We start from the raw sequence: 20,960 nt of genomic DNA, 5'->3' as shown, positions 1-20,960 counted from the left end.
AATTAACTTTGATTGCAGAGCGGAAAATGAGGGTCAGGCGAAGTTTCCGTTTCTTTTTGGCAACACGTAACGGCTGTAATGCCCATATCGCCCGAAAACGGTCGAGAAGCAGCGGCTGAACAGGGAAGCCAGCAGGACTCAGTGAATTAAAAGGGCTTGAGACAGGCACCGCGACAAAGTGCGTAGGAAGACGCTAAACTCTTTGGCAAGCTGAACGGCAACGTGAAGGTGGGATAGCGGGTCTGAATTGAAGAACGAGAGAGATATTGTGGCAGCTAAAGCTTGGGGTGGTGCGTTTGATGGTCAGACCGATCCTCGTGTGGAAAAGTTTACTGAGTCCATCAGCTTCGATGCCCGACTAGCTGAAGTCGACATTCGCGGCTCCAAGGCTCACTCGCAGATGCTTTCAGAAGTGGGCCTGATTACTCCCGCAGAAAAAGACCAGATCCATACTGCACTCGATCACATTCTGGCAAAGATCACGGCGGGAGAATTCTCGTTCCGCATCGAGCTGGAAGACATCCATATGCACATTGAGTCGGCACTCATTGAGCAATTAGGTGATGTCGGCCGCAAGCTTCATACAGGTCGCAGCCGGAACGATCAGGTATCGACAGATATCAAGCTCTATGTCCGCGATGCCATCGACCGACTGGATGCATTACTTAAAGAGTTGCAGAAGGCGTTCATCGGCCGTGCTCAGCAGGATCAGGGAGTGATCCTGCCAGGCTACACGCATCTGCAGCGTGCCCAGCCTGTTCTGGCTTCACATTATTGGTGTGCCTGGTGTGAAAAGTTTGAGCGGGATCGCACCCGCCTGCAGGACTGCCGTAAACGTTTGAATGAATCTCCATTGGGCGCTGCCGCATTGGCAGGAACCACCCTGCCCATCAATCGGCAGCGCACTGCGGAACTGTTGGGTTTTGACCGGCCAGCTGCCAACAGTCTGGATGTCTCGAGTGATCGGGATTTCCTGGTGGAAACCGTCTTCTGCCTCTCGCTGATTGCGACTCACCTGAGCAACTGGGCCGAAGAGTGGATTCTGTGGTGCACGACAGAATTCGGATTTCTCAAGCTCCCGAATGCCTATACGACCGGATCATCAATTATGCCGCAAAAGCGGAACCCGGATGTTCTGGAACTCATTCGCGGAAAGTCGGGCCGTGTCATCGGTGATTTGCAACATCTGTTTGTGCTGATCAAGGGCCTTCCCTTAGCCTATAACCGTGACCTGCAAGAGGATAAAGTCGCCTTCTTTGATGCGCTTGATCAAGTGGAAGCGAGTCTGGAATTGGCAGCCGCCATTGTGGAACATGCTCAACTGAAGCGAGAGACAATCGCGTCGCGCATTGAAGAAGGGTTCCTTGATGCCACGACTCTCATGGAATACCTGATCCTCAAGGGAGTACCGATGCGGAGCGGACATGAAATCGTCGGGAAGCTTGTTCGCTTGGCCGAATCGAAAAACTGCACGCTGACAAAGCTCCCTTTCGCTGAAATTCAAGCTGTCGCCCCACAGGTCGAGGCGGATGTCTATGAAGCTTTAGGAACCTCGAATGCTGTCAAACGCTTCCAGAGTGAAGGCTCGGGGGGACTGAGTTCGGTGGAAACGCAAATTGCCCAATGGCAGAAGCGCTTGGGCTGATCCTGAAACCTAAATCGTTTTTCAATCTGCACCAAGCCACCTGGCGAGGTCGACACCAGTGGTCTGGCTCCATTTTTTAAGGAGGGAGTCATACAGCGGCCCGCGCTGGCCAATTCCGATTGGCTTCCCTGCAAAGCGGGTCACAGGCACCATGGCAAATGGTGTGCTGGTCAGCCAGGCTTCGTCGGCAGAGGCTAACTCGTCGGGCATGACTCGCCGCCGCTCAATCACCATGCCCGCAGCCTGACAATACTCCAGCGTCGCGCGCAGGCTGATCCCTTCCAGCACCTGCCCTTCCGCGGGAGAAATGACCCGCTCCCTTTGAACCACGACCAGGTTTCCAGCGGCGGTTTCTGTCAACGATCCATCGGCGTCTGCCAGAAGACAGACTGCCTGGGGGTCAAGTTTTCTGGCCGCCAGTTCTCCCATGCGCCAGTGCATGCGACTGCGTGACTTGACTGTTCGAGGCACCAGATTGGCTGGCAGTGCCGTGATTTCTGGACAGACCAGCGACACGCCCTGCTCATACATTGCTCGATAAGCCAGTCGTTGTAGCTCAAAAGTATGAATTCCCACCGTCGGCCCCGCTGCGAGCGCTGCCTGTTGGCCCACATACGTCGGATTCGGCCCCGCTGTCACAAAGAGGATCACTCCCAATTCATGATGGCCGAGGGAATCTGTCCCAGCCAGCGAATAGTTATGCAACACCACCTGCTCACAGGCCGCTTTCAGTTCTTTTCGAGACCAGCGAGGTGAAAATTGCACAATCTCCAGGGAGTGCGCCAGACGATCCAGATGATCATCCAGGCGAAAAATCTCCCCGCGAAACGTACGAGACATCTCCGTCACCGATAGTCCCCCCACAATGCCGAGATCCGTAACAGACAACGCTGCTGTGGACTGTGTCACCCATTCGCCATTGATCCACGCGATAGGCTCAGAACTCCTGGCTTGGGCTGAGTCCTGTGAGGAGAGTGAGAGGGGCATGAGAAAGCTTTTGATTGAGAAATGGAAATTGTGGTATTCATGACTGCCAGACTCCCGCCATCAGCAGCAAGAACAAATGATCTTCTTTAGCTCGCGCCCTTTCTGGAAAAGGGATAAAACCAGATTCCATAGGGAAGATATTTCGGAGCAACCGGTGTTGCCAATCGTTGCGGGTTTCCCAGAATCCAGGCAAATTTCCCTGCAAGAACGTCTTCGGGAACGCACGACGCCTCACAGTCTTGCGCCGTTGCCGGTCGTACGTCCAGAATTTCCACCGATCCGACCAACATGCCAGTGACCAGCTTCGCTGGATCGAGTTGAAACTGCAGCAATGCTTCTTTCGCACAGGGATAAGACGCGATCTTACGCGAGGCGTAGATATTCACCCGGCCCCGCTGGCGAGTCAATTGTGAGCGGATTTCAATGGTCTTAAAACCACGAAGAATCAAATCGGCCCAAGGCTGTTGGATGCCCAGCGCGATCTGATGCTCATGCTTTGTTGTGACTTGGCGTGGCAAGCGGTGTTTTCCACAAGGTATTCAAAGAACCCGGAATTCACGGAAATTCCCGAGCATGTTATGGTGAGTCGGCAAAGACAACATGTCCTGATGATCGACACAATATCCACAATTTTGTATCAGTTGAGGTTTGCTCCGTTTCACAGAAAACTCCCCGGATTCCACGCCAGCATGCACAGTCTTTGCCACCGTTGCGAGCACGTTCGACGAATCGTTTCCGGGCGAAATTCGGTCTTCTGGCTCTGCCAGTTGAGTCAACAGGATCGACAATTTGCAAAATACCCTTCGCAACCGCGATTGTCCTGCACGGGATTTACAGCCAGAATGCCGTTAATAAGTGAATTCAACGACCAACAGGATACCGAACAACGGTCGGGAGCAGGCTGATGTCAAATGCGACATGGCAAACATTGGGAAACGATTGGCTCGACGATGGAGGGGATTTCCCCGCCAGCGCGCTGGCCGACGCACAGATCATCGCCGCCTCGGATGCAGCGCTCATCGTCAGTCTCCTCGAACGACAGATCCAATGGCTGCGTGACGATCTCATCTCATTATCCGATATTCGGGCACTCCTGGTTGTTTTTGAACGTATTGAAACGACTCAGGCACTCATGCACCTGGCACGTCATGCGGTTCCTCATTTGCTGGAACTCTTTGAACTGGTCTCTGAACGAATTCCATCAGATGACGACTTGCTCGGCTACCTGCTCATGCTGTTCTCCCGATTCGGGACGACCGAAGGCTGGGCAACGATTATTTCGGCTGCAGGCGATGTTCGTTTATGCAATCTCTGGGTCTGGGATGGCTTCATTCAGTGGCCTCGCGAGCAGGATCCGATTGTCCCGCAACTGGTGAAGTCATTATCACCAGGACATACAGAAGATGCGGCGGCCGTCGCCACCGTCTTCTGGTTCAATCAACTGGCGCGAGCCGATCAGATTTTGACACATCCTTACGACTGTCCTGAAGGGATCCAGCGGCTGACCGAATGGCTCGACCCTGATTTGTCTCCGACGGAACGAAGCGTTTCGGGTAAGGCCGCAGCCAGCGCGATTGCGTTTGTCAGCCGCTCGTGTCAGCCAGCTTTATTTGCGTTGGCAGATCAGCATCCCGAAGCGGATGTTCGGCTGGAAGCGGCCTGGGCACATGCTTTCCTGCGACATGACCAGGGTTTCACGACATTAGTGGAGGCCTGCGAGGACGATGAGATGGCCGCTAATGCCGCCGCCTATCTCGATGATCTGGGTTCCGGTCATCTTGTGCCGAATGATCTGCGGCGACGTCTGGCCGACTTCCAGAAGGAGTAAATTGTTTTCACGGGCCGACCAGACAAAGCCGATTCATCAACTGCCTGCCCTGTCTAGCCCTGCCCTGTCAACGACCGCGACTTATTGGTTATCCTTTGTCCCGTCTGATTTGCGGAAAACATACTCATTGCAACCCAGTCGGCCTCCGACGGTGGTCATTTCTGTCAGCATAAAGCCACGATCTCGCAGATACCGGAATATCTGCTCTGGCTTGGCAACTTCAAAAGGCCAGCCGCCCACCCAGTCGACCATGTCTGTCCAGTAGGTCATTCCCCGCTCTTTCTGGCCAAAGCGTGAACGATACCAATCCTGCCAGGGAGGAAAGGGGTTCTTGAAACGCATTGCACGGCTTATGCTGCGCAGCGTATTGACTGGGATGGCATAGCACTCATAGCCAGCAGCCACTGCCAGCACAATCAAAGGCTTGAACCAACCGGGAGCAGCGACATAGTTCTTTTTGATGAACTTCCAGCGTTCACTCCAGACAGCCTGATCATTATAGATCGATAGGCAAAAATATCCGTCTGGCTTGATGGCCCGTGAGGTAATGTCAATTGCACTCCACATGTCGCCGGTGTGATGGAGCACGCCCCAGGAATAGACGAAATCAAACATCCCCAGACCGGCGATGAAAGCTGCGTCGCGGGCTGACCCCTGTTGGATTTCCCACCCTGCCCCGCTCCCATACCGGCGGCGAAGTTCTACCGCACAGGCCACGCTTTGTGGATCAAAATCAATAGAAACGACCCGCGCTCCAAGCCGGTTCGCAGCCAGACTGAACAGCCCGCTTCCACTTCCCATATCCAGAAAGCTCAGTCCATCAAGTCGCTCGACATGAAAAAGAGCCTTGATCGACTCCTCAGCCGCTACGATTTGTGATTCCGTCAAACGCGAGAGAAACCGCCACCAGTTTGCACCGAACGCAAATCGAGGATCTGACTCGTCAACGACATCAAGCGGTGCGGAGGACGTAGTGGCCATATAGCGAGTCTTCGCCCTGTTTCCAAAGAGATGTATTGTGGGAAATATTGAACCAAACCAGGCATCCACCATACGTCAAAGGCGCCATGATGAATGCGATACGAACAAGAGCGGAGTCTCTTCGGCTCTGGCTCAGGACATTACAGAATCCCCGGCCCTTTCACATCAATCCCCTTGAGCATCATCTTGAGTTCTTCCACGTTTGGACTGATTTCAAACGCTTCAGCCCTGCTCACGAATTCCTTCGTGATAAAGTGATAAAGACTGTCGTTAAACTGCTGCATCCCATCAGCTTTACCAATACGGATCGCAGCGGGAAGCTTTTCATCCTGCTCTTCAAGAATCAGTTTACGAACGGTGCCGTTAAAGAGCATGACTTCGCAAATCGGGACGCGTTTAGGTTTATCACGAATCGTGGGAAGCAGCTTCTGGGCCACGATGGCTTTCATGTTAAAGCCCATCGAAGACCGAATGGCAGAGTGCATGCTCTGAGGGAACAGGTCAAGAATACGACCGATGGTTGATGGAGCCGACGAAGCGTGAATGGTGCCGTAGACCAAGTGGCCCGTTTCAGCCGCATGGATGGCCGTTTCAAACGTATCCCGGTCGCGCAACTCACCCACGAGCATAATATCAGGGTCTTGTCGCACGGCGTGTTTCATCGCCGTATGAAAGTCAGAGACATCAGGCCCGATTTCCCGTTGATTGATCAGACTTTTGTCTGCCGTGTACACGAATTCAACAGGGTCTTCGATCGTGAGAATGTGCTTGCCAAACTGGTGGTTGATCCAGTCCAGCATCGAGGCAATGGTCGTTGACTTACCAGAACCTGTCACCCCGGCGAGCAGCACCATTCCCTGATCGTACTTGCACAGTTCTTCCATGATTGCAGGGAGATAAAGCCCTTCGAAGTTGGGAATTGACCGCTCAATCTTTCGGCTGACCATCCCGACCTTGCCGGTTTGAATGAACATGTTCACACGGAAACGCCACGGTTCGCCCTTGTGCTCAACCACGTGGGCGTAGTCAGCGCCGCCGGTATTCAGGAAAATGTCTTTGTTGCGTTCATCCATCAAAGGCCAGCAGAGTTCTTTCATCTGCTCTTCCGTGATGGGAGGCATATCGAGCGGCTTGAGTGCCCCTTTGATACGCAGAATAGCCGGCTTACCCACTTGGAGATGGAGGTCGGAGCCGTTGAGGTCGATCATGGCACGAAACAGCTTATTGATCGGGAAGTCCTTAATGACCCCCGCACCCAGTCGAATGGTGCTGTACTTGGCTGCCGCTGCGGGAGCTCCACCACCCATGTGAACATCCTTCTAACGAAAAACGGGAAAACTCTGTGCGAAGGCCAGTGATGTTGGCGATCTCGCCTCAAACGAGGATCTCTCTGAAATCGTCGGTTCTGCTCAATAGCCGTGCCATCAATGTAAGCAGAAGACATGGCTGGCTTCAATTGCCTCTGCGCGAAGGGAGTCAGTTCCTGATAAGAAACTTTCCCAACGTTGTTTGGCTAATCGCGCCAATTCGAGATCGCAGTTGCTTTGCGTACAGTGAGGCCATGCCGTCGCTCCAGTTCAAAATGGAACGTCCAGACACCCCGGCAACGGTCATCGAAACGCGGGAAACCGCAGCAGATTTCTGTAGCAGATCTTCGTGGTCATCGAAAATCGTGAAACGTTGAAAACGGTTAAGCCGCCCGGATAAACGGGATTGTCGCGGGAATTTCGGCTTCCAGATCTTCCGCTGTCTTGCGGATCAACCGTTTCTCATAGACAAACCGGATGAAGTCTGGAAAGGCACGCCACGACTGGGGATCCCGATTCCACACAGTGGCCAGTTGTTGGAAGAAGGCCTGCTCGAATCGGGAAATCACCAGATCTTCAACCGTCTGAACAGGATCAAGGTCGGCTGGCATCCAGGGCCGGGGACACAGTTCATAAATGGGCAACAGTTCCGAGCGCCCATGTGACGGGATATCATAGATCTCAGCCAGTTGGCCCGATGTGCTTAAACGGGTCGGGAAAATCCGGCAGGCCGATGGTCGCGAACCATAGATGCCGCAACGGGCCTCTCCCAGGGGATAATCCCGATCCGGTGAACCTTCCATGAGAAACCGACATTTGGTCGACTCGGGAAAGTAGGTGCTGGAGTGATGCATCAGGCAGATCGCAAAGGGCGTCTCCGGCTCATCATCAAAATAAAACTGAGGAGCCTGCCGGCGTGTAATCAGACCTTCGCGATCTTCCCAACGGCAGACAAAATCCCAGAAATCAAGCTTTAAATCCCGCTCAATGCGAAGGATATCAGCTCCCGTGACGGTAACCGCAAAACTGCGACAACAACCCGCGTGGCAGTTTTGGCAGGGACTCATCTGGAATCGATCCTTCGCGACCAGTTTTCCGGCTGATGGCAAAATCTCGCCGACCAACTCTTTGGGGGGAGTTTTCCGATCGCCCCGTTACGGTTGTATCGATCAGGTTGATCTGACTGATTGAGAAAATTCTCAGCATTTGTGACGTTTAACCGGATTTCAGATTTCAGGTTGATTTCCATTAAGTTCATGATGCCCTTAAAAGATCCTCTGGTTGATCCACTCCATCACGGCATACATGCCGGGGAATTGATGTGTGACTCCGCGGTTCAAATACATTAAAGTCAAATCGGCTTGCGTTCCCGGATTTCCAGTTTCGACTCTCAATAAGGTTCAGTCATGAAGTTGTTTGATCGGGCTGAATGGCCATCTCGTCAGTTCCTGAGATGGAGAAACGCGATGGCGGTCGTCATGGCGGCAGGATTCTTTCAATTGGCCTTGATCGAAACTCTTCAAGCCGAAGACTGGCCCAATTGGCGCGGCCCCACCAATAACGGACTCTCGACAGAAAAGAACATTCCCAAGGAGTGGTCAACGACAAAAAACGTGGCCTGGAAGGTTCCTCTTCCTGGCCCTGCGGGATCAACCCCCGTCGTCTGGGGAAATCAGATCTTCCTGACGACTGTCACCTCCACGGGTGACCTCCTACTGCTGGCTTATAAGACGGATGGCACTTTGCAATGGTCAAAAACGGTTTCTAATAGCACGATCACCGCCCGAGGCGATGAGGGAAATGCGGCCTCCCCTTCCCCGGTGACCAATGGGTCTCATGTCTGGGCGTTCTTCGGTGACGGCTCGCTGATCTGCATGACAGTGGAAGGCAAAGAAGTCTGGAAATTCAACGTCCAGGATCGCTATGGACAATTCAAAATCCAGTTCGGCATGAGTTCCACCCCCCTCTATCACGACGGGGTCATCTATCTTCAATTGCTGCACGGCGATGGGAATCCCAAAACACGTGAAGCCCGCATCGTGGCACTGGATGCACTGACCGGCAAAGAAATCTGGGCCGTCGACCGCCCCAGCGATGGCAGCGACGAAAACGAGCATTCCTATGCCTCACCAATCTTCTTTGGCGAGGGTGACCAAATGGTGCTGGTGACTCACGGGGCTGACTATACCATAGGCCACCGCCTGTCCGATGGGCAGGAAGTCTGGCGGATGAGTGGGCTGAACCCCACCGCAAAATATGATCGCACGCTCCGTTTTGTCGCCTCGCCAGCCGCTCATGGTGACCTGCTGGTGATCCCCACTGCAAAAAAAGGCCCGGTCATGGGGATCAAACCCCAACCAACGAACAAAGACCTCTTTGAAACACCAGCTCATTTGTGGAAATGGGAACGGACACCCGATGTTCCCTCTCCATTAATTCTGGACGACCTGGTTTACCTCTGCATGCACGACGGCAATCTGAATGTGCTGGAAGCTGACACAGGAAAAGAAGTCTATTTTGAAAGGACTCACCGCCAGCGGCATCGCGCCTCCCCTGTTTATGCGGATGGCCATCTATATCTGACGGCTCGTGATGGCAAAGTGACCGTCGTCAAGGCGGGACGAAAGTTTGAAATTGTGGCTGAAAACGAGATTCCTGAGTCCATTTCCTCTTCTCCCGTCATTTCCAATGGCACCCTCTACCTCAGGACGTTTGAACACCTCTACGCCATCCGAAATCCTACTTCAAAGTAACCGAAGCCACTCAGGCACATCGCCAGGGAAAGCATCGTTTCATTGTTTCGATTCACTGGGAAGGCTCGGCTGGCTACACTGCACCAACAGCCGAGCCTGTGCTTTGTCACAGTGTGATGGTGGAGCGATCAAGTGATCGCGACAAAGATTGAAATGATGCCCTCTCCGTATTGTCAGAAGTGAGCCCAGCATGTCTGTTGGTGTGAGTAACGCTGCCGTCTCTCAGGAGCTTGATACCCCCTGTGGACACTCCTCATGGAGCGAACTGGCCGATCAAGTGATTGCCGGTCACCGCTTAACCCGCTCTGAGGGACTTGCGATTCTCTCCTCCTCAGACGGAGAAATTTTAGAGCTTCTGGCGGCCGTCTACAAAGTGCGACAAAAGTACTTTGGTAACAAAGTTCATCTCTATTTCCTGAAGAACGCCAAAAGTGGCCTCTGCCCGGAAGATTGCGGCTATTGCTCGCAGTCAAAAATTGCCGAAGCCGAGATCCCCAAGTATGCCATGCTCAATGAAACCAAGCTCATGGAAGGAGCGGCTCGGGCAGTCGAGGCCAACGCCCGCACCTATTGCATTGTTGCGTCAGGACGTGGCCCTTCAAATCGGGAAGTGAACCATGTGGCCAACGTGGCAAAAAAAATCAAAGAGACATATGGCCTGCACATCTGCTGCTGCCTCGGCTTGCTGTCTCCCGATCAGGCCAAAACGCTGGCTGAAGCAGGGGTTGATCGCATCAACCATAACCTGAACACCGGTCGAAATTTTTACGACAAAATCTGTACCACTCACACCTATGACGATCGCCTGGAAACTCTTCGTGTCGTTCGTGATGCAGGCATGGAACTGTGCAGCGGCTTAATTGTCGGCATGGGCGAAACGCAGAACGATCTCGTCGATGTCGCGTTTGAACTGCGGGATCTGGGGGTCGAGTCGATTCCCGTCAACTTCCTGCATGCCATTGATGGCACACCTCTGGAGTCACGGCAAGAACTGGATCCGCGTCAGTGCTTGCGGGCACTCTGCCTCTTCCGCTTGGCGAATCCCACGGTGGAAATCCGGGTTTCTGGTGGGAGAGAAGTGAATTTGCGCTCAATGCAGGCCATGAGCCTCTATGCCGCCAACAGCATGTTTGTCAGTGATTACCTGACAACCAAAGGCCAGCCGGCGGAAGATGATTTCAAAATGGTGCAGGATCTGGGGATGGAAGTTGTGATCGGTGATCACGAAGCCTATGTGGCCTGGAAGGCTGCTCAGAGCCAGGCACCATCCGCCGAGGGCTGCGGAGGATCAGGCGGTTGCGACTCGAAGTCGACCATGGTGACCTGCCATGGCTGATCCGAATGGCTTTGATGCACGCCTGGATTCTCTGGTGACAGAAATCCGCACTCAGTTTGCGTGCGATCGAGGAACATTAACGCCCGTGCAGACGACGCAACTGACAAGCTGGATTCATAGCCATCCGTTGGAAGCGTCGTCAGTGCGATATGACCGCACACCGACAGGTTTCTGCCGGGCAATGACAATTCACGCCACGGACATCGAAAAGTTCTTAAACCGGTCAGGCTCCCCGACCGGTTAGGCAGCAGCACTTTTCTCGCCATGTCCTCGCCATCAACCATTGATGACTCAAATAAAGATTTCAATCTGAGCCATCTCTGTTGTTTGTCATTCCTGCGAGGACGAATCAAGAGCATCGCCTTGCAATGAACTCTTTTGTGGTGTGGCAACGCGGGTCAATGGGAACTCTGACTGAGCACAACCGGCTTGGTCGTGGACGTTCAGCAGCAGCCCGGAGTTTCACAGCCATTGGCATCGATAATTGTAAGCCCGCAACGGTCAGGAGCCAGGCAGGCTGTGTGCTTGTTGCCAAGGCTGAAAACCAGGCCAGAGGGTGTGACCTCACCCGCGATCAGTGAAAATTGCGAAATGACAGTTGCCTCATACTCAATCTCTACTGGCAGGTCTTCAGACCCGAGGAGAGGTGCTGCCAGCCGCATGATCGATGAAAGCTTTGAAGCATTAAGCCGATGATCCATGTCATTGGCCACCCAGAGTTGCAGCACGCAGGAGATCGTCGATCGTGTCGTCCCGCCACAGTCGATGAATTCCTTGCTGACCTTGCCGACTTCAGTGACATGGAAATGAGCAGGAACAGACGTGCCATCGGGTAATTTCACGCTGATATTTAATGACGGATGGTCATTGAGAAGTGCGCAAAATTCATGGAGTTTCATTGCAATGATTTCCTTTGTCACAATTAAGGGCGACCCAGGTCGTCAATCGTGATTGGCTGCTGGCTGCCTCAGCCAAACACCACCCCTGTTCAATGATCCCTGAGACGCAAATATCCACAACACGATACCGGATGTTATTGCCATCCCGGCGGGAAGACAAAATCCCCAGATCAGTCAGCCGCTGAAGCTGATTTGACACAGCTTGCTGCTTCATCCCCAGCGTGGCGGCCAGATCAGAAACACACATTTCGTCTGCACGAATCAGCGCGTGTAAAAGTCGCAATCGGGTGTCGTTAGCCAAAACCTTGAAAACAGCCGCAAGCCCGCCTGACTGAATGGGGCTGATGAGCGTTCTATTTTTCAAGGAAGACGCATAAGGAAGATTGGGATTGAAATCCGACATGACACACCTCTACTACATGGTGTCGTGTTGTTGTGGTGCCGTCAAGACTTCAATCAAGAGCTATTTTGCGACAGGATTGCTACGCATTCCAATTTGAAATAGCGCTCCGTGTGCCCTGCTTGCGGCTTTGAGTGAGCATGCCGAATGTGCGTTTGACGCCGCTCCTCCCTCAATTCACAGAGCATGCTTGCTCAAAGCCGCAAGCACATGGCACGAAGGCACGATTTGAGAGGTTTTGACTCATTGAGCCAAGTCGTGCGGCTCAAGAAAAGTTATGGATAAAAGACAGCAGCTTTGGGCAAGCATGCATGACGCATCCCTTAACGTGCAGTTGTTTGCTGAAAAGCGTATGAGTGAGATCGAAGGGATCACTGAGGGCTGGCAATGACACGGAGTGTTCAACTTCTCGCCCTGTAATCCAATCCTGTGATTGAATAACGAAAAGAGGGAAGCTCTGTAACCAGAACTTCCCTCTTCGTAATTCAGAACGGAGACTCTTTCAACCTAAGCGAACTCAGCTCGAAAGAATCCGCCATCATTAGTTGGCGGCTGGAGCTGGAGCCACTGGAGCAGCTGGAGCTTCAGCTGGTGGAGCTGGAGCGACTGGAGCAGCTTCGACTGGAGCGACAGGAGCCACTTCAGCTGGAGCGGCACAAGTTGGAGCACAAGCAGCAACTGGAGCACATGGGGCCACTGGAGCACATGGAGCTGCGGCTGGTGCACAGGCAACAGCTGGAGCAGCACAAGTTGGTGCACAGGCAGCTGGAGCACAAGCCACAGCTGGAGCAGCACAGGTTGGAGCAGCTGGTGCACAAACTGGAGCGGCTGGTGCACAGGCAACAGCTGGAGCAGCACAGGTTGGTGCACAAACGGCTGGAGCACAGGCGTCTGGGGCTGCACAGCTAGGAACTGCACAGCTTGGAGCGCATGCTGACTCGCAGCAGCTCTTACGACGCTTCTTGCAGCAACGAACCTTCTTCACCTTGACGCAGCAAGGAGCTGGCTCGCAAGCCACTGGAGCGGCGCAGCTTGGTGCGTAAGCAACAGGAGCAGCGCAGCTAGGAGCACAATCGCTTGAGCGATGAAACAGACCTGCATCGGCAGCGCTAGCACAACACAGGACAACAGCGACGGCAGCAGCCGCCATGGACTTGAACATTCCAGCCATCTTCACAGACCTCCTCAGACGTTGAACGAGATTTCGTCGGTGCAGACAGCCCCGACCCCCCTGGTGACTCGCCCGATGACCGGCGGTTTTCGCCGAATCGATACGTTTCGAGCGTGACGTAGACACTTTGAGTAACTTCAGAAGATTTTCCGGGTTACGCCAATGCAGAATAGCGGGAAGGATACGGATGTCAAACGAAATGAATCGAAAAACGTGACTGGGGCGTGTGGGTCGTTCGCATTGTCTGGGTCGATTCATTGGGAATGATCGGATTATGCGTTCTGGTATGATTTCAGAAAAATGATTTTCCCAAGAGAACTTTCTCTGGATATCAACCAAATCAATGATGACCGGCCTTCGCATTCACGTGGAATTTCATAGAGAAATAGCAACCTGGCATAATCTGCTGGCATAATCTCCCGAGAAAATGTGGCTGACAGGCTGTTGGATTAACTTCACCCCAGAGACTTTTCCAAACACGCATTGCACAACAGGATCAACCAGGCCGGCCACCTGCTTCACGGGATAGAATTTCTTCAAAGATTGGTTCTTCGTACTCATGGCTTTTCCGGGAAATGTGGTGTCATATGCTCTCTGCCCCCTCGAAAATCAGCTGGAAATGCCGGGATCTGACGTTAATTCGTGAGCACGTCCCACTGCTCATGGGGATCGTGAATGCCACCCCGGACAGTTTTTCTGATGGCGGGGAATTTCTTCAATCCGCCAATGCCGTTCAGCACGCTCTCAAATTGTTAGAGCATGGGGCGGCCATCATTGACATTGGCGGAGAGTCCACGCGACCGGGGGCAGCTCAAGTTGAAGCCAACGAAGAGTTGCAGCGTGTGGAACCCGTAATTCGCGAGATCAGCCAAGACCCGCGCACCATCGTTTCGGTCGATACCACCAAAGCCAGCGTGGCGGAAGCATCACTCAAAGCGGGTGCCCGGATTATCAACGATATTTCTGGGCTGACGTTTGACCCGCAAATGGCCTCTGTGGCTCGAGATTATCAGGCGGGCGTGGTGATTAACCACATTCAGGGAACGCCGCTGACAATGCAGTTGCGACCGTCCTACGAAGATGTCGTCAACGAAGTGCTCGCATTTTTTCGCGAGCGATTAGACACCTTGATCTCTTTTGGCTTGGCCCCTGAAACCATTTGTCTCGACCCCGGAATCGGGTTCGGGAAAACAGCCATTCACAACCTGGCGCTTTTACGAGCAGTTCCCAGGTTTCGCGAATTAGGACATCCCGTCCTGGTCGGGCATTCGCGAAAACGATTTCTCAAGCAACTGACCGGGCGCGAAGTGAATGAACGCGATTACGGCACTCTCGGAGTCAGTCTGGCACTGGCTTCGTTAGGAGTCGATCTCATTCGCGTTCACGATGTTCAGGCCCACCGAGACTCGCTGCTGGCGTATTCTGCAGTGAGTCTCGGGGTCGATCCGGTCTCCTGGTGACTTGGATTTCCCTGGCCTTTGTCGCTTTTGTCCAGTTACTTAGCCTCAACAAATCCCTGAGTTTTCAGCCATTCCGCACAGAGCACAGGCCAAGCAGACGCGGTTCCACTCCCCTTCCCCAGACCAATTCCATGCTTCCCCCGTTGGAAAATATGGAGTTCTCCGGGAACACCCTGAGCCGTCATCGCGGCAAAAAATCTCTGACTGTTCTCGGGAAGAACGGCTTTGTCTTCTTGCGTATGCCATAGGAATGTGGGCGGCGTTTTCGGAGAAACATTCAGCTCACTGGACATTTTCTTGATGTCTTCATGAGTGGGGTTCTCTCCCAGAAGATTCCGGCGTGAGCCACTATGAGTCACTCCCTCTGCCATCGTGATCACTGGATAACAGAGAATGCCGAAGTCGGGCCGGCAACTGACCCGGTCAATCGGATCAGACGCCTCACTATTTCCGTTGTCGAATTGTGTCACCGCCGTCGATGCCAGATGACCTCCCGCAGAGAATCCGAGCACACCAATCCTGGCAGGATCCAGATGGTCATCCTTGGCCCGTGAGCGAACAGTGCGGATGGCTCGCTGTACATCCAGCCGTGGCACCGGGTTCTTGTAAAGGGGAGCATGACGATAGGTTAAAACATAGGCCGAGATTCCCAGGCTGTTTAACCATTGACCGATATCATGCCCTTCGTGCGACTTTGCCAGACCGCCATAGCCACCCCCTGGGCAAACGACAATCGCACATCCCGTCGCTTTCGCGGGATCAGCTTTGTAGACCGAAAGATAAGGGACATCTTTCGGCGATGTCCCTTTAGCCTCAGGTGCCCCATCAGGCCAGAGCACAATCCGGGGCTGCTTTTCAATGGGAAGCTCATCGGCCTGACACAGGCTCCCTGCCCCTCCCGAAAGCAGCATCAAAACAAGTGCCAATGAACACAGAAGACCCAAGTCAGCTCTTAACAGAAGACGCCTTGATGTCCCCTCATGGTCAGGAGCAGTTGTGGGGAAGGACAACAAAACAGCAGCGATCCTCTTATCGAACTGCGAACGAACTCGGAAACTCATGGTGTCATCTCGTATGAAGTCTGATTCAGTTCCATTAAGTCATGGAGCAAAACGCTCCCGTGTGCAGGCTCTTAAACTGGGAGCCATCAATCAAGAGCTTTCCAGCCAGTCTTGATGATTTTGCGATAGCCAGCTTTCATGGCCGGCCATTTGTGGAGTTTCTGCTATTTTTTAAGGACGAACATCACCATGCCACCGACAACCATGATGGCACCGATCAGTCGGACAGGCGTGAGTCGCATACTGGGCATGCCCAGCAATCCGTAGTGGTCAATCAGAAGTGCAGCGAGCATCTGCCCGACGAGCACAATTGTCACCATCTGGGCGATTCCCAGCTTGGGAGCGACGGTCAAGCTTGACCAGACAAAAAGAGTGCCTAATGTTCCGCCCGTCCATGCCCACCAGGGAGCATCCGCCAGCTTTGACCAGGGAATCACAGCCGTTCGATTGAGAACGCAATAGACCAGGGAAACGAGAGCGCCCGTCGAAAAAGAAATCAGCGTCGCCTGCATGGGATGCGCAACATACAGCTTCAACTGTGAATTCACTGCCGCTTGAATTGCAGTTGCTGCGCCGGCCACAATGGCCAGAAAATAGAGCAGACCGGGCATGGTGAGGCGTCCCATGGAGGAAGAGCAGACCCTGCCAGATCATTACAAACAGGCTTCAATTTTCAATGCCATCCATCATTTTGTGCGTGGCAATGAAAATTGAAACACAAGCTCATTTATCAGCATTTGACAGCATTAATCACACGTCGTGGTGATCGAGCCTCACGGACTTGTCCAATCATTTCAAACCGGCGCAACCATTTCAAACCAGCGCCATCATTTCAGACCAGTGCAAGGCCAGTGAGAGTCAGATTCATCGGAAGCCTTGCAGTAAAGCCTGCCTCTCACCCGAACTCATTGACGGAAGCTTGGAGTCCGGTGAGGCTTGATTGCGCAGTGAGTTGCTATCCAGGTAGCGACGGAAGAAGCCTGCAACGCCCGTGGCAATCCGCGTGGTTGGCCAGTTTCCATGAGAGAGGTCACGAACTTTCCACAAAGTGACCGGCTGCCCCCGTTCGCGTAATAAACGCGACAGGCGAAGCGCCTGCTCAAATGGGACGAGTCTGTCATCAGCGCCATGCATCAGCAGCGTGGGGGGAGCATGACTCACTTGCTGGGCCTGCCAATAGGGGCTGGCCTTTCGTGCCACTTCCAGACGATCAGGAACCGGCCCACCTAAGAGCAGTGAGGCCGGAGACCAGGGAGCAAAATGATTCATCTCATCATGGGCACCCTTCCCCTCTTCCAGCGTCAATAAATCGGTTGGTGCATAGAGCGTGCATACCGCCTTGATATTTGGATGGCGTGATTGGGAGAAGTTGGTCAACAAAGCCAGATGACCACCCGATGACATCCCGAACAGCCCAATGGAGTCGGTATTTAAGCCGTAATGAGTACCATTTTCGACCAGCCATTTGACAAGATCCTGGCAGTCATCAAGTTGTGCCGGAAATCTTGCCTGATCAGAACTCCGAAAGTCGGGAGAGACAACAGCGAACCCTTGATCGACAAGCTCGACAATAGGAACCTGCCCCCGATGACCAGCTCTCCAGTGACCGCTGTGAAACGAGACAATCACAGGCCAACCATCGGCCGGTTCATCCACATTTGCAGGAGTGTGAATATCCACTTCCAGCGGCCCGGAGGGAGCTGCTTTGAAGGTGGCCGTTCGACATAACCGTGTGGGCACCACGGGCAGGCTACGCGCGCCAGGCCCAAACGTAAAATAAGATCGCGGCTCCATTTCATCACGATTCGCATGGCGAAAATTTGTTTCCCACCACGATGCTGATGTCCCTGCTGTCACGCAAATGGCGCCAAACAGAACTAACCAGATCGCAATCCTGGCAACCAACGTCATTCCTTTGCCCTCTGATGTCCGTGGGTGCCTGTGGGTAGGTTCTCAGCATCAATTTGCTTTGGGGGAACTGCCAAATGCGAGGCAATCCATCCAAGGCCTGAAATCAAATGGGCCGCTTGGAATCAACCGGCGAACGCCGAGGCGTGATTCTGACAATAAACACCGCACTAAACAAATAAATACTCGCAGGTTTTATCAAAGATTTGAGAATTTCGTTTTGAACCCTTCATGAACAGGGGGCGTTCCTATTGCCACAATCCCTCAGAAACACCGTTTCAAACTGGGAAATACCGCATTAATAAAGCGAACAACGCGGGTTCAGCGAGTGGCCTGCTGGATTCAATAAAGACTGGTGATTCAGTGAAGAGAACTTCAACTCACAGGGATGAACCCCGGAGGTCAGGAATGTTCTCTCAAAAATGTCCGGGATTTGACTCATCTGGCGGAATCGATAATCGAAACCAAATCGCGATGACCCTCTCTCTCCCTTTAGATGCCATGCTTGCTTGAGAAGTCGATTGCAGGCGTGGTCTTCAAAAGTTCAGCCGCCAGCATGTGCCTCATTTTCTCGCGTTAGTGCATCAGTTTTAAGCACGTCAATATCAAGAGAATGATTTGCAACACTTGATGGCAGACTTGCCACTTTGGTACACCGATTGCTAACCAGACACTTGGGATTTTCCCAGTCGCTCCAAAACCGTTTGAATAGATGAGGAATCGAGACTTATGAGTGGCAGCCAGGCTCGTCAGCAGGCCATTTCCGCCGTTCTGAATTACAAGCCCATTTCTCCACCACTGAATTTCAACGAGACACCATCAGCCGAACTCTACGGCTGCAACGTCTTCAGTGTCTCCGAAATGGAAAAGCGTCTGCCAAAGCAGGTGCTCAAGTCACTCAAGCGAACGATCGAGCGGGGTGAGCCTCTCGATAACACGATCGCCGACGTTGTTGCCGCCGCGATGATGGACTGGGCGATCACCAAGGGAGCAACCCACTACGCCCACGTCTTCTATCCACTGACCGGCATCACAGCCGAAAAGCACGATAGCTTCCTTGCCCCGGATGGTAAGGGGGGAGCCATCGCCGAATTCACTGGAGCACAGCTCATCCAGGGTGAGCCTGATGCCTCCAGCTTCCCTTCGGGTGGTCTCCGTTCGACATTTGAGGCCCGTGGTTACACCGCCTGGGATGTCACCAGCCCAGCTTATATTCTCGAAAACCCCAACGGCACAACGCTTTGCATTCCCACAGCGTTCGTTTCGTGGACTGGCCCCGCTCTCGATAAGAAGACACCGGTTCTTCGCTCAATGAAGGCCCTGAACACTCAGGCTCAGCGTCTTCTGAAACTGTTGGGCCATAAAGAAATTCCCATGGTCACCGCAACCTGCGGCCCAGAGCAGGAATACTTCCTGATCGACCGGAACTTCTTCTTTGCACGTCCTGACCTTGTCAATGCGGGACGTACCCTCTTCGGTGCCAAGCCGCCCAAGGGCCAGGAATTTGCAGATCAGTACTTTGGTGCGATTCCTGAACGCGTGCTGGCCTACATGCTGGAGTGCGAGCGAGAGTTCTACAAGCTCGGCATTCCCGTCAAGACTCGTCACAACGAAGTGGCTCCCAGCCAGTATGAAGTGGCCCCCATTTATGAAAACGCCAACGTCGCCGCTGACCATCAGCAGCTGTTGATGATGATCCTCAAGAACGTGGCGTCCAAGTATGGCATGTCCTGCCTGCTGCATGAAAAGCCATTTGCCGGGGTCAACGGCTCAGGCAAGCACCTCAACTGGTCGCTGGGGAACGGCGCTCAGGGCAACCTGCTCGATCCTGGTGAAACTCCACACCAGAACATGCAGTTCCTGTTGTTCTGCGGTGCGGTGATTCGTGCTGTTCATATGCACTCGACCCTGCTCCGCGCGGTCATTGCCCATGCCGGCAACGATCATCGCCTTGGTGCTAACGAAGCTCCTCCCGCCATCATCTCGATCTTCCTCGGCGACATGCTTTCTGACGTGTTCGAGCAGATCAAGAAGAGCGGAGCTCCCACTTCATCCAAGGGTAAGGGCACACTCGCCGTTGGTGTTGATACCCTGCCGCAATTGCCCAAGGATGCTGGCGATCGTAACCGAACCAGCCCGTTTGCCTTCACTGGTAATAAGTTCGAGTTCCGTGCTGTCGGTTCCAACCAGTCCCTTTCCGGGCCATTGGTGGCACTCAACACGATCGTGGCTGAGTCAATCGACTACATCGCCACAGAACTGGAAAATGCCACCGGCGGCGATCCTGCCAAGCTCGCTCCGGCCGCTCAGGCAATCCTCAAGGGCATCGTCGAAAAGCACGGGGCTGTGATCTTCAACGGCGACGGCTATTCAGAAGCCTGGCATCAGGAAGCTGAAAAGCGTGGCCTGCCTAACCTCAAGCAGACCGTTGACGCTCTCGAATACATTGCGACACCAGAAAATATCGCCATGTTCGAGAAGTACTCTGTCCTGACAAAGGATGAAGTTGTCAGCCGCCAGGAAATCTATTACGAGCAGTACTGCCTCACGATCAACGTCGAAGCCAACCTTATGGCCGAGATCGCCAAGACCGTGATCTACCCTGCCTCAACCCGCTATGTCGGCGAACTGGCCTCCTCAGGAGCCAGTCTCAAGGCGGTGGGTGTCGAGTTTGATGCCTCCCTCCTCAACAAGATTGTGGCGCTCAACAAGTCACTTCTTGTCACGACGGCGAAGCTGGAAGAAGCCGCATCACACGGCGGTGGCGGCGGCCATGGCGTGGCCAACCCCAAGGAAACCGCGTTCTACATCAAGAACACGGTCATTCCTGTGATGGTCGAACTCCGCGGCATTGTCGACGAACTCGAAACGCTTGTCGCCGATGACCACTGGCCACTGCCAACTTATCAGGAAATGCTGTTCATCAAGTAATTGATGATAAGGATCGATTCGCGTCCTTCGGGGCGCGGAAATCATGATAAAACAGGGGTCTCTGTGAACTCTCACAGCGACCCCTGTTTCTTTTGGTGCTCTGTCCTGAGAGGAATGCCATACTTAAAAGAGAGGAATGAGTAGTGCATTGTCAAAGTTGAAAAGCAGGATTGAACAGGTTGTAAAGTCCGACAACGGAGGACGTTGCGGCGACATCAACCCTAAGACAAAGCCGTGACACGGCAGCAGGTTGTTGAGTCTGACAACTGAAGACACATTATCATCCCGCCGCT

General features: G+C 53.4%; 18 protein-coding genes. 8 read left to right on the top strand and 10 right to left on the bottom strand.

What is annotated here, in order from left to right:
* Positions 1-268: 268 nt before the first annotated feature.
* Positions 269-1,645 (top strand): argininosuccinate lyase, encoded by a 1,377-nt coding sequence (gene argH / locus SH287x_RS04535; RefSeq protein WP_479517246.1) that lies wholly within the window; start codon positions 269-271, stop codon positions 1,643-1,645.
* Between the two features lie 21 nt (positions 1,646-1,666).
* On the opposite strand, the gene SH287x_RS04530 is transcribed toward argH, so the two are convergent.
* Both SH287x_RS04530 and SH287x_RS04525 read right to left on the bottom strand, forming a co-directional pair.
* Positions 1,667-2,632 (bottom strand): aminotransferase class IV, encoded by a 966-nt coding sequence (locus SH287x_RS04530; protein WP_479517245.1) that lies wholly within the window; start codon positions 2,630-2,632, stop codon positions 1,667-1,669.
* Between the two features lie 86 nt (positions 2,633-2,718).
* Positions 2,719-3,150, bottom strand: coding sequence for an ASCH domain-containing protein (locus SH287x_RS04525; RefSeq protein WP_479517244.1), 432 nt, complete (start codon positions 3,148-3,150; stop codon positions 2,719-2,721).
* Between the two features lie 386 nt (positions 3,151-3,536).
* On the opposite strand from SH287x_RS04525, the gene SH287x_RS04520 reads away from it, so the two are divergent.
* Positions 3,537-4,460, top strand: coding sequence for a hypothetical protein (locus SH287x_RS04520; RefSeq protein WP_479517243.1), 924 nt, complete (start codon positions 3,537-3,539; stop codon positions 4,458-4,460).
* A gap of 81 nt (positions 4,461-4,541) precedes the next feature.
* Here the strand turns inward: SH287x_RS04520 and SH287x_RS04515 are convergent, their stop codons facing one another.
* The 3 genes from SH287x_RS04515 to SH287x_RS04505 all read right to left on the bottom strand — a co-directional run bounded on the left by SH287x_RS04515 (position 4,542) and on the right by SH287x_RS04505 (position 7,815).
* Complete coding sequence (locus SH287x_RS04515) at positions 4,542-5,441, bottom strand: class I SAM-dependent methyltransferase (RefSeq protein WP_479517242.1); 900 nt, start codon at positions 5,439-5,441, stop codon at positions 4,542-4,544.
* A gap of 140 nt (positions 5,442-5,581) precedes the next feature.
* Positions 5,582-6,748 carry a type IV pilus twitching motility protein PilT gene (locus SH287x_RS04510; protein ID WP_479517241.1) on the bottom strand — a complete coding sequence of 389 codons (1,167 nt, stop codon included), beginning with the start codon at positions 6,746-6,748 and terminating at the stop codon, positions 5,582-5,584.
* A gap of 383 nt (positions 6,749-7,131) precedes the next feature.
* Positions 7,132-7,815 carry a YkgJ family cysteine cluster protein gene (locus SH287x_RS04505; protein WP_479517240.1) on the bottom strand — a complete coding sequence of 228 codons (684 nt, stop codon included), beginning with the start codon at positions 7,813-7,815 and terminating at the stop codon, positions 7,132-7,134.
* 339 nt (positions 7,816-8,154) lie between these two features.
* On the opposite strand from SH287x_RS04505, the gene SH287x_RS04500 reads away from it, so the two are divergent.
* The 3 genes from SH287x_RS04500 (at position 8,155) to SH287x_RS04490 (ending at position 11,081) form a co-directional block, all read left to right on the top strand.
* On the top strand, positions 8,155-9,501 hold the full coding sequence (locus SH287x_RS04500; RefSeq protein WP_479517239.1) for an outer membrane protein assembly factor BamB family protein: 1,347 nt from the start codon (positions 8,155-8,157) through the stop codon (positions 9,499-9,501).
* Positions 9,502-9,691: 190 nt separating this feature from the next.
* Positions 9,692-10,837, top strand: a complete 1,146-nt coding sequence (gene bioB / locus SH287x_RS04495; protein WP_479517238.1) for a biotin synthase BioB — start codon at positions 9,692-9,694, stop codon at positions 10,835-10,837.
* The gene (locus tag SH287x_RS04490) at positions 10,830-11,081 is read left to right on the top strand and encodes a hypothetical protein (RefSeq protein ID WP_479517237.1); all 252 of its coding nucleotides are present in this window, start codon (positions 10,830-10,832) and stop codon (positions 11,079-11,081) included. The genes bioB and SH287x_RS04490 overlap by 8 nt, the downstream gene beginning before the upstream one ends.
* 199 nt (positions 11,082-11,280) lie before the next feature.
* Here the strand turns inward: SH287x_RS04490 and SH287x_RS04485 are convergent, their stop codons facing one another.
* Together SH287x_RS04485 and SH287x_RS04480 are read right to left on the bottom strand one after the other, a co-directional pair.
* Positions 11,281-11,736 carry a DUF6428 family protein gene (locus SH287x_RS04485; protein ID WP_479517236.1) on the bottom strand — a complete coding sequence of 152 codons (456 nt, stop codon included), beginning with the start codon at positions 11,734-11,736 and terminating at the stop codon, positions 11,281-11,283.
* The gene (locus tag SH287x_RS04480; protein WP_479517235.1) at positions 11,723-12,139 is read right to left on the bottom strand and encodes an ArsR/SmtB family transcription factor; all 417 of its coding nucleotides are present in this window, start codon (positions 12,137-12,139) and stop codon (positions 11,723-11,725) included. Before SH287x_RS04480 ends, SH287x_RS04485 begins: the two co-directional genes overlap by 14 nt.
* Before the next feature lie 588 nt (positions 12,140-12,727).
* Here SH287x_RS04480 and SH287x_RS04475 point away from each other — a divergent pair.
* Together SH287x_RS04475 and folP are read left to right on the top strand one after the other, a co-directional pair.
* Positions 12,728-13,045: a hypothetical protein gene (locus SH287x_RS04475; protein WP_479517234.1), complete on the top strand. Its 318-nt coding sequence runs from the start codon at positions 12,728-12,730 to the stop codon at positions 13,043-13,045.
* 849 nt (positions 13,046-13,894) lie between these two features.
* Positions 13,895-14,767: a dihydropteroate synthase gene (gene folP / locus SH287x_RS04470; RefSeq protein ID WP_479517233.1), complete on the top strand. Its 873-nt coding sequence runs from the start codon at positions 13,895-13,897 to the stop codon at positions 14,765-14,767.
* Between the two features lie 35 nt (positions 14,768-14,802).
* Here the strand turns inward: folP and SH287x_RS04465 are convergent, their stop codons facing one another.
* From SH287x_RS04465 to SH287x_RS04455, 3 genes are all read right to left on the bottom strand, one after another.
* Positions 14,803-15,828, bottom strand: a complete 1,026-nt coding sequence (locus SH287x_RS04465; RefSeq protein ID WP_479517232.1) for an alpha/beta hydrolase — start codon at positions 15,826-15,828, stop codon at positions 14,803-14,805.
* Positions 15,829-15,992: 164 nt separating this feature from the next.
* On the bottom strand, positions 15,993-16,454 hold the full coding sequence (locus SH287x_RS04460) for a DMT family transporter (protein ID WP_479517231.1): 462 nt from the start codon (positions 16,452-16,454) through the stop codon (positions 15,993-15,995).
* A 238-nt stretch (positions 16,455-16,692) separates the two neighbouring features.
* Positions 16,693-17,739, bottom strand: a complete 1,047-nt coding sequence (locus tag SH287x_RS04455; protein ID WP_479517230.1) for an alpha/beta hydrolase fold domain-containing protein — start codon at positions 17,737-17,739, stop codon at positions 16,693-16,695.
* A 726-nt stretch (positions 17,740-18,465) separates the two neighbouring features.
* Here SH287x_RS04455 and SH287x_RS04450 point away from each other — a divergent pair.
* Entirely contained in the window at positions 18,466-20,667 is a 2,202-nt protein-coding gene (locus tag SH287x_RS04450) for a glutamine synthetase III family protein (RefSeq protein ID WP_479517229.1), read from the top strand.
* Positions 20,668-20,960: the final 293 nt, after the last annotated feature.

The organism is Planctopirus sp. SH287 (assembly GCF_056500625.1).
This window is presented reverse-complemented; position numbering and strand designations above follow the sequence as displayed.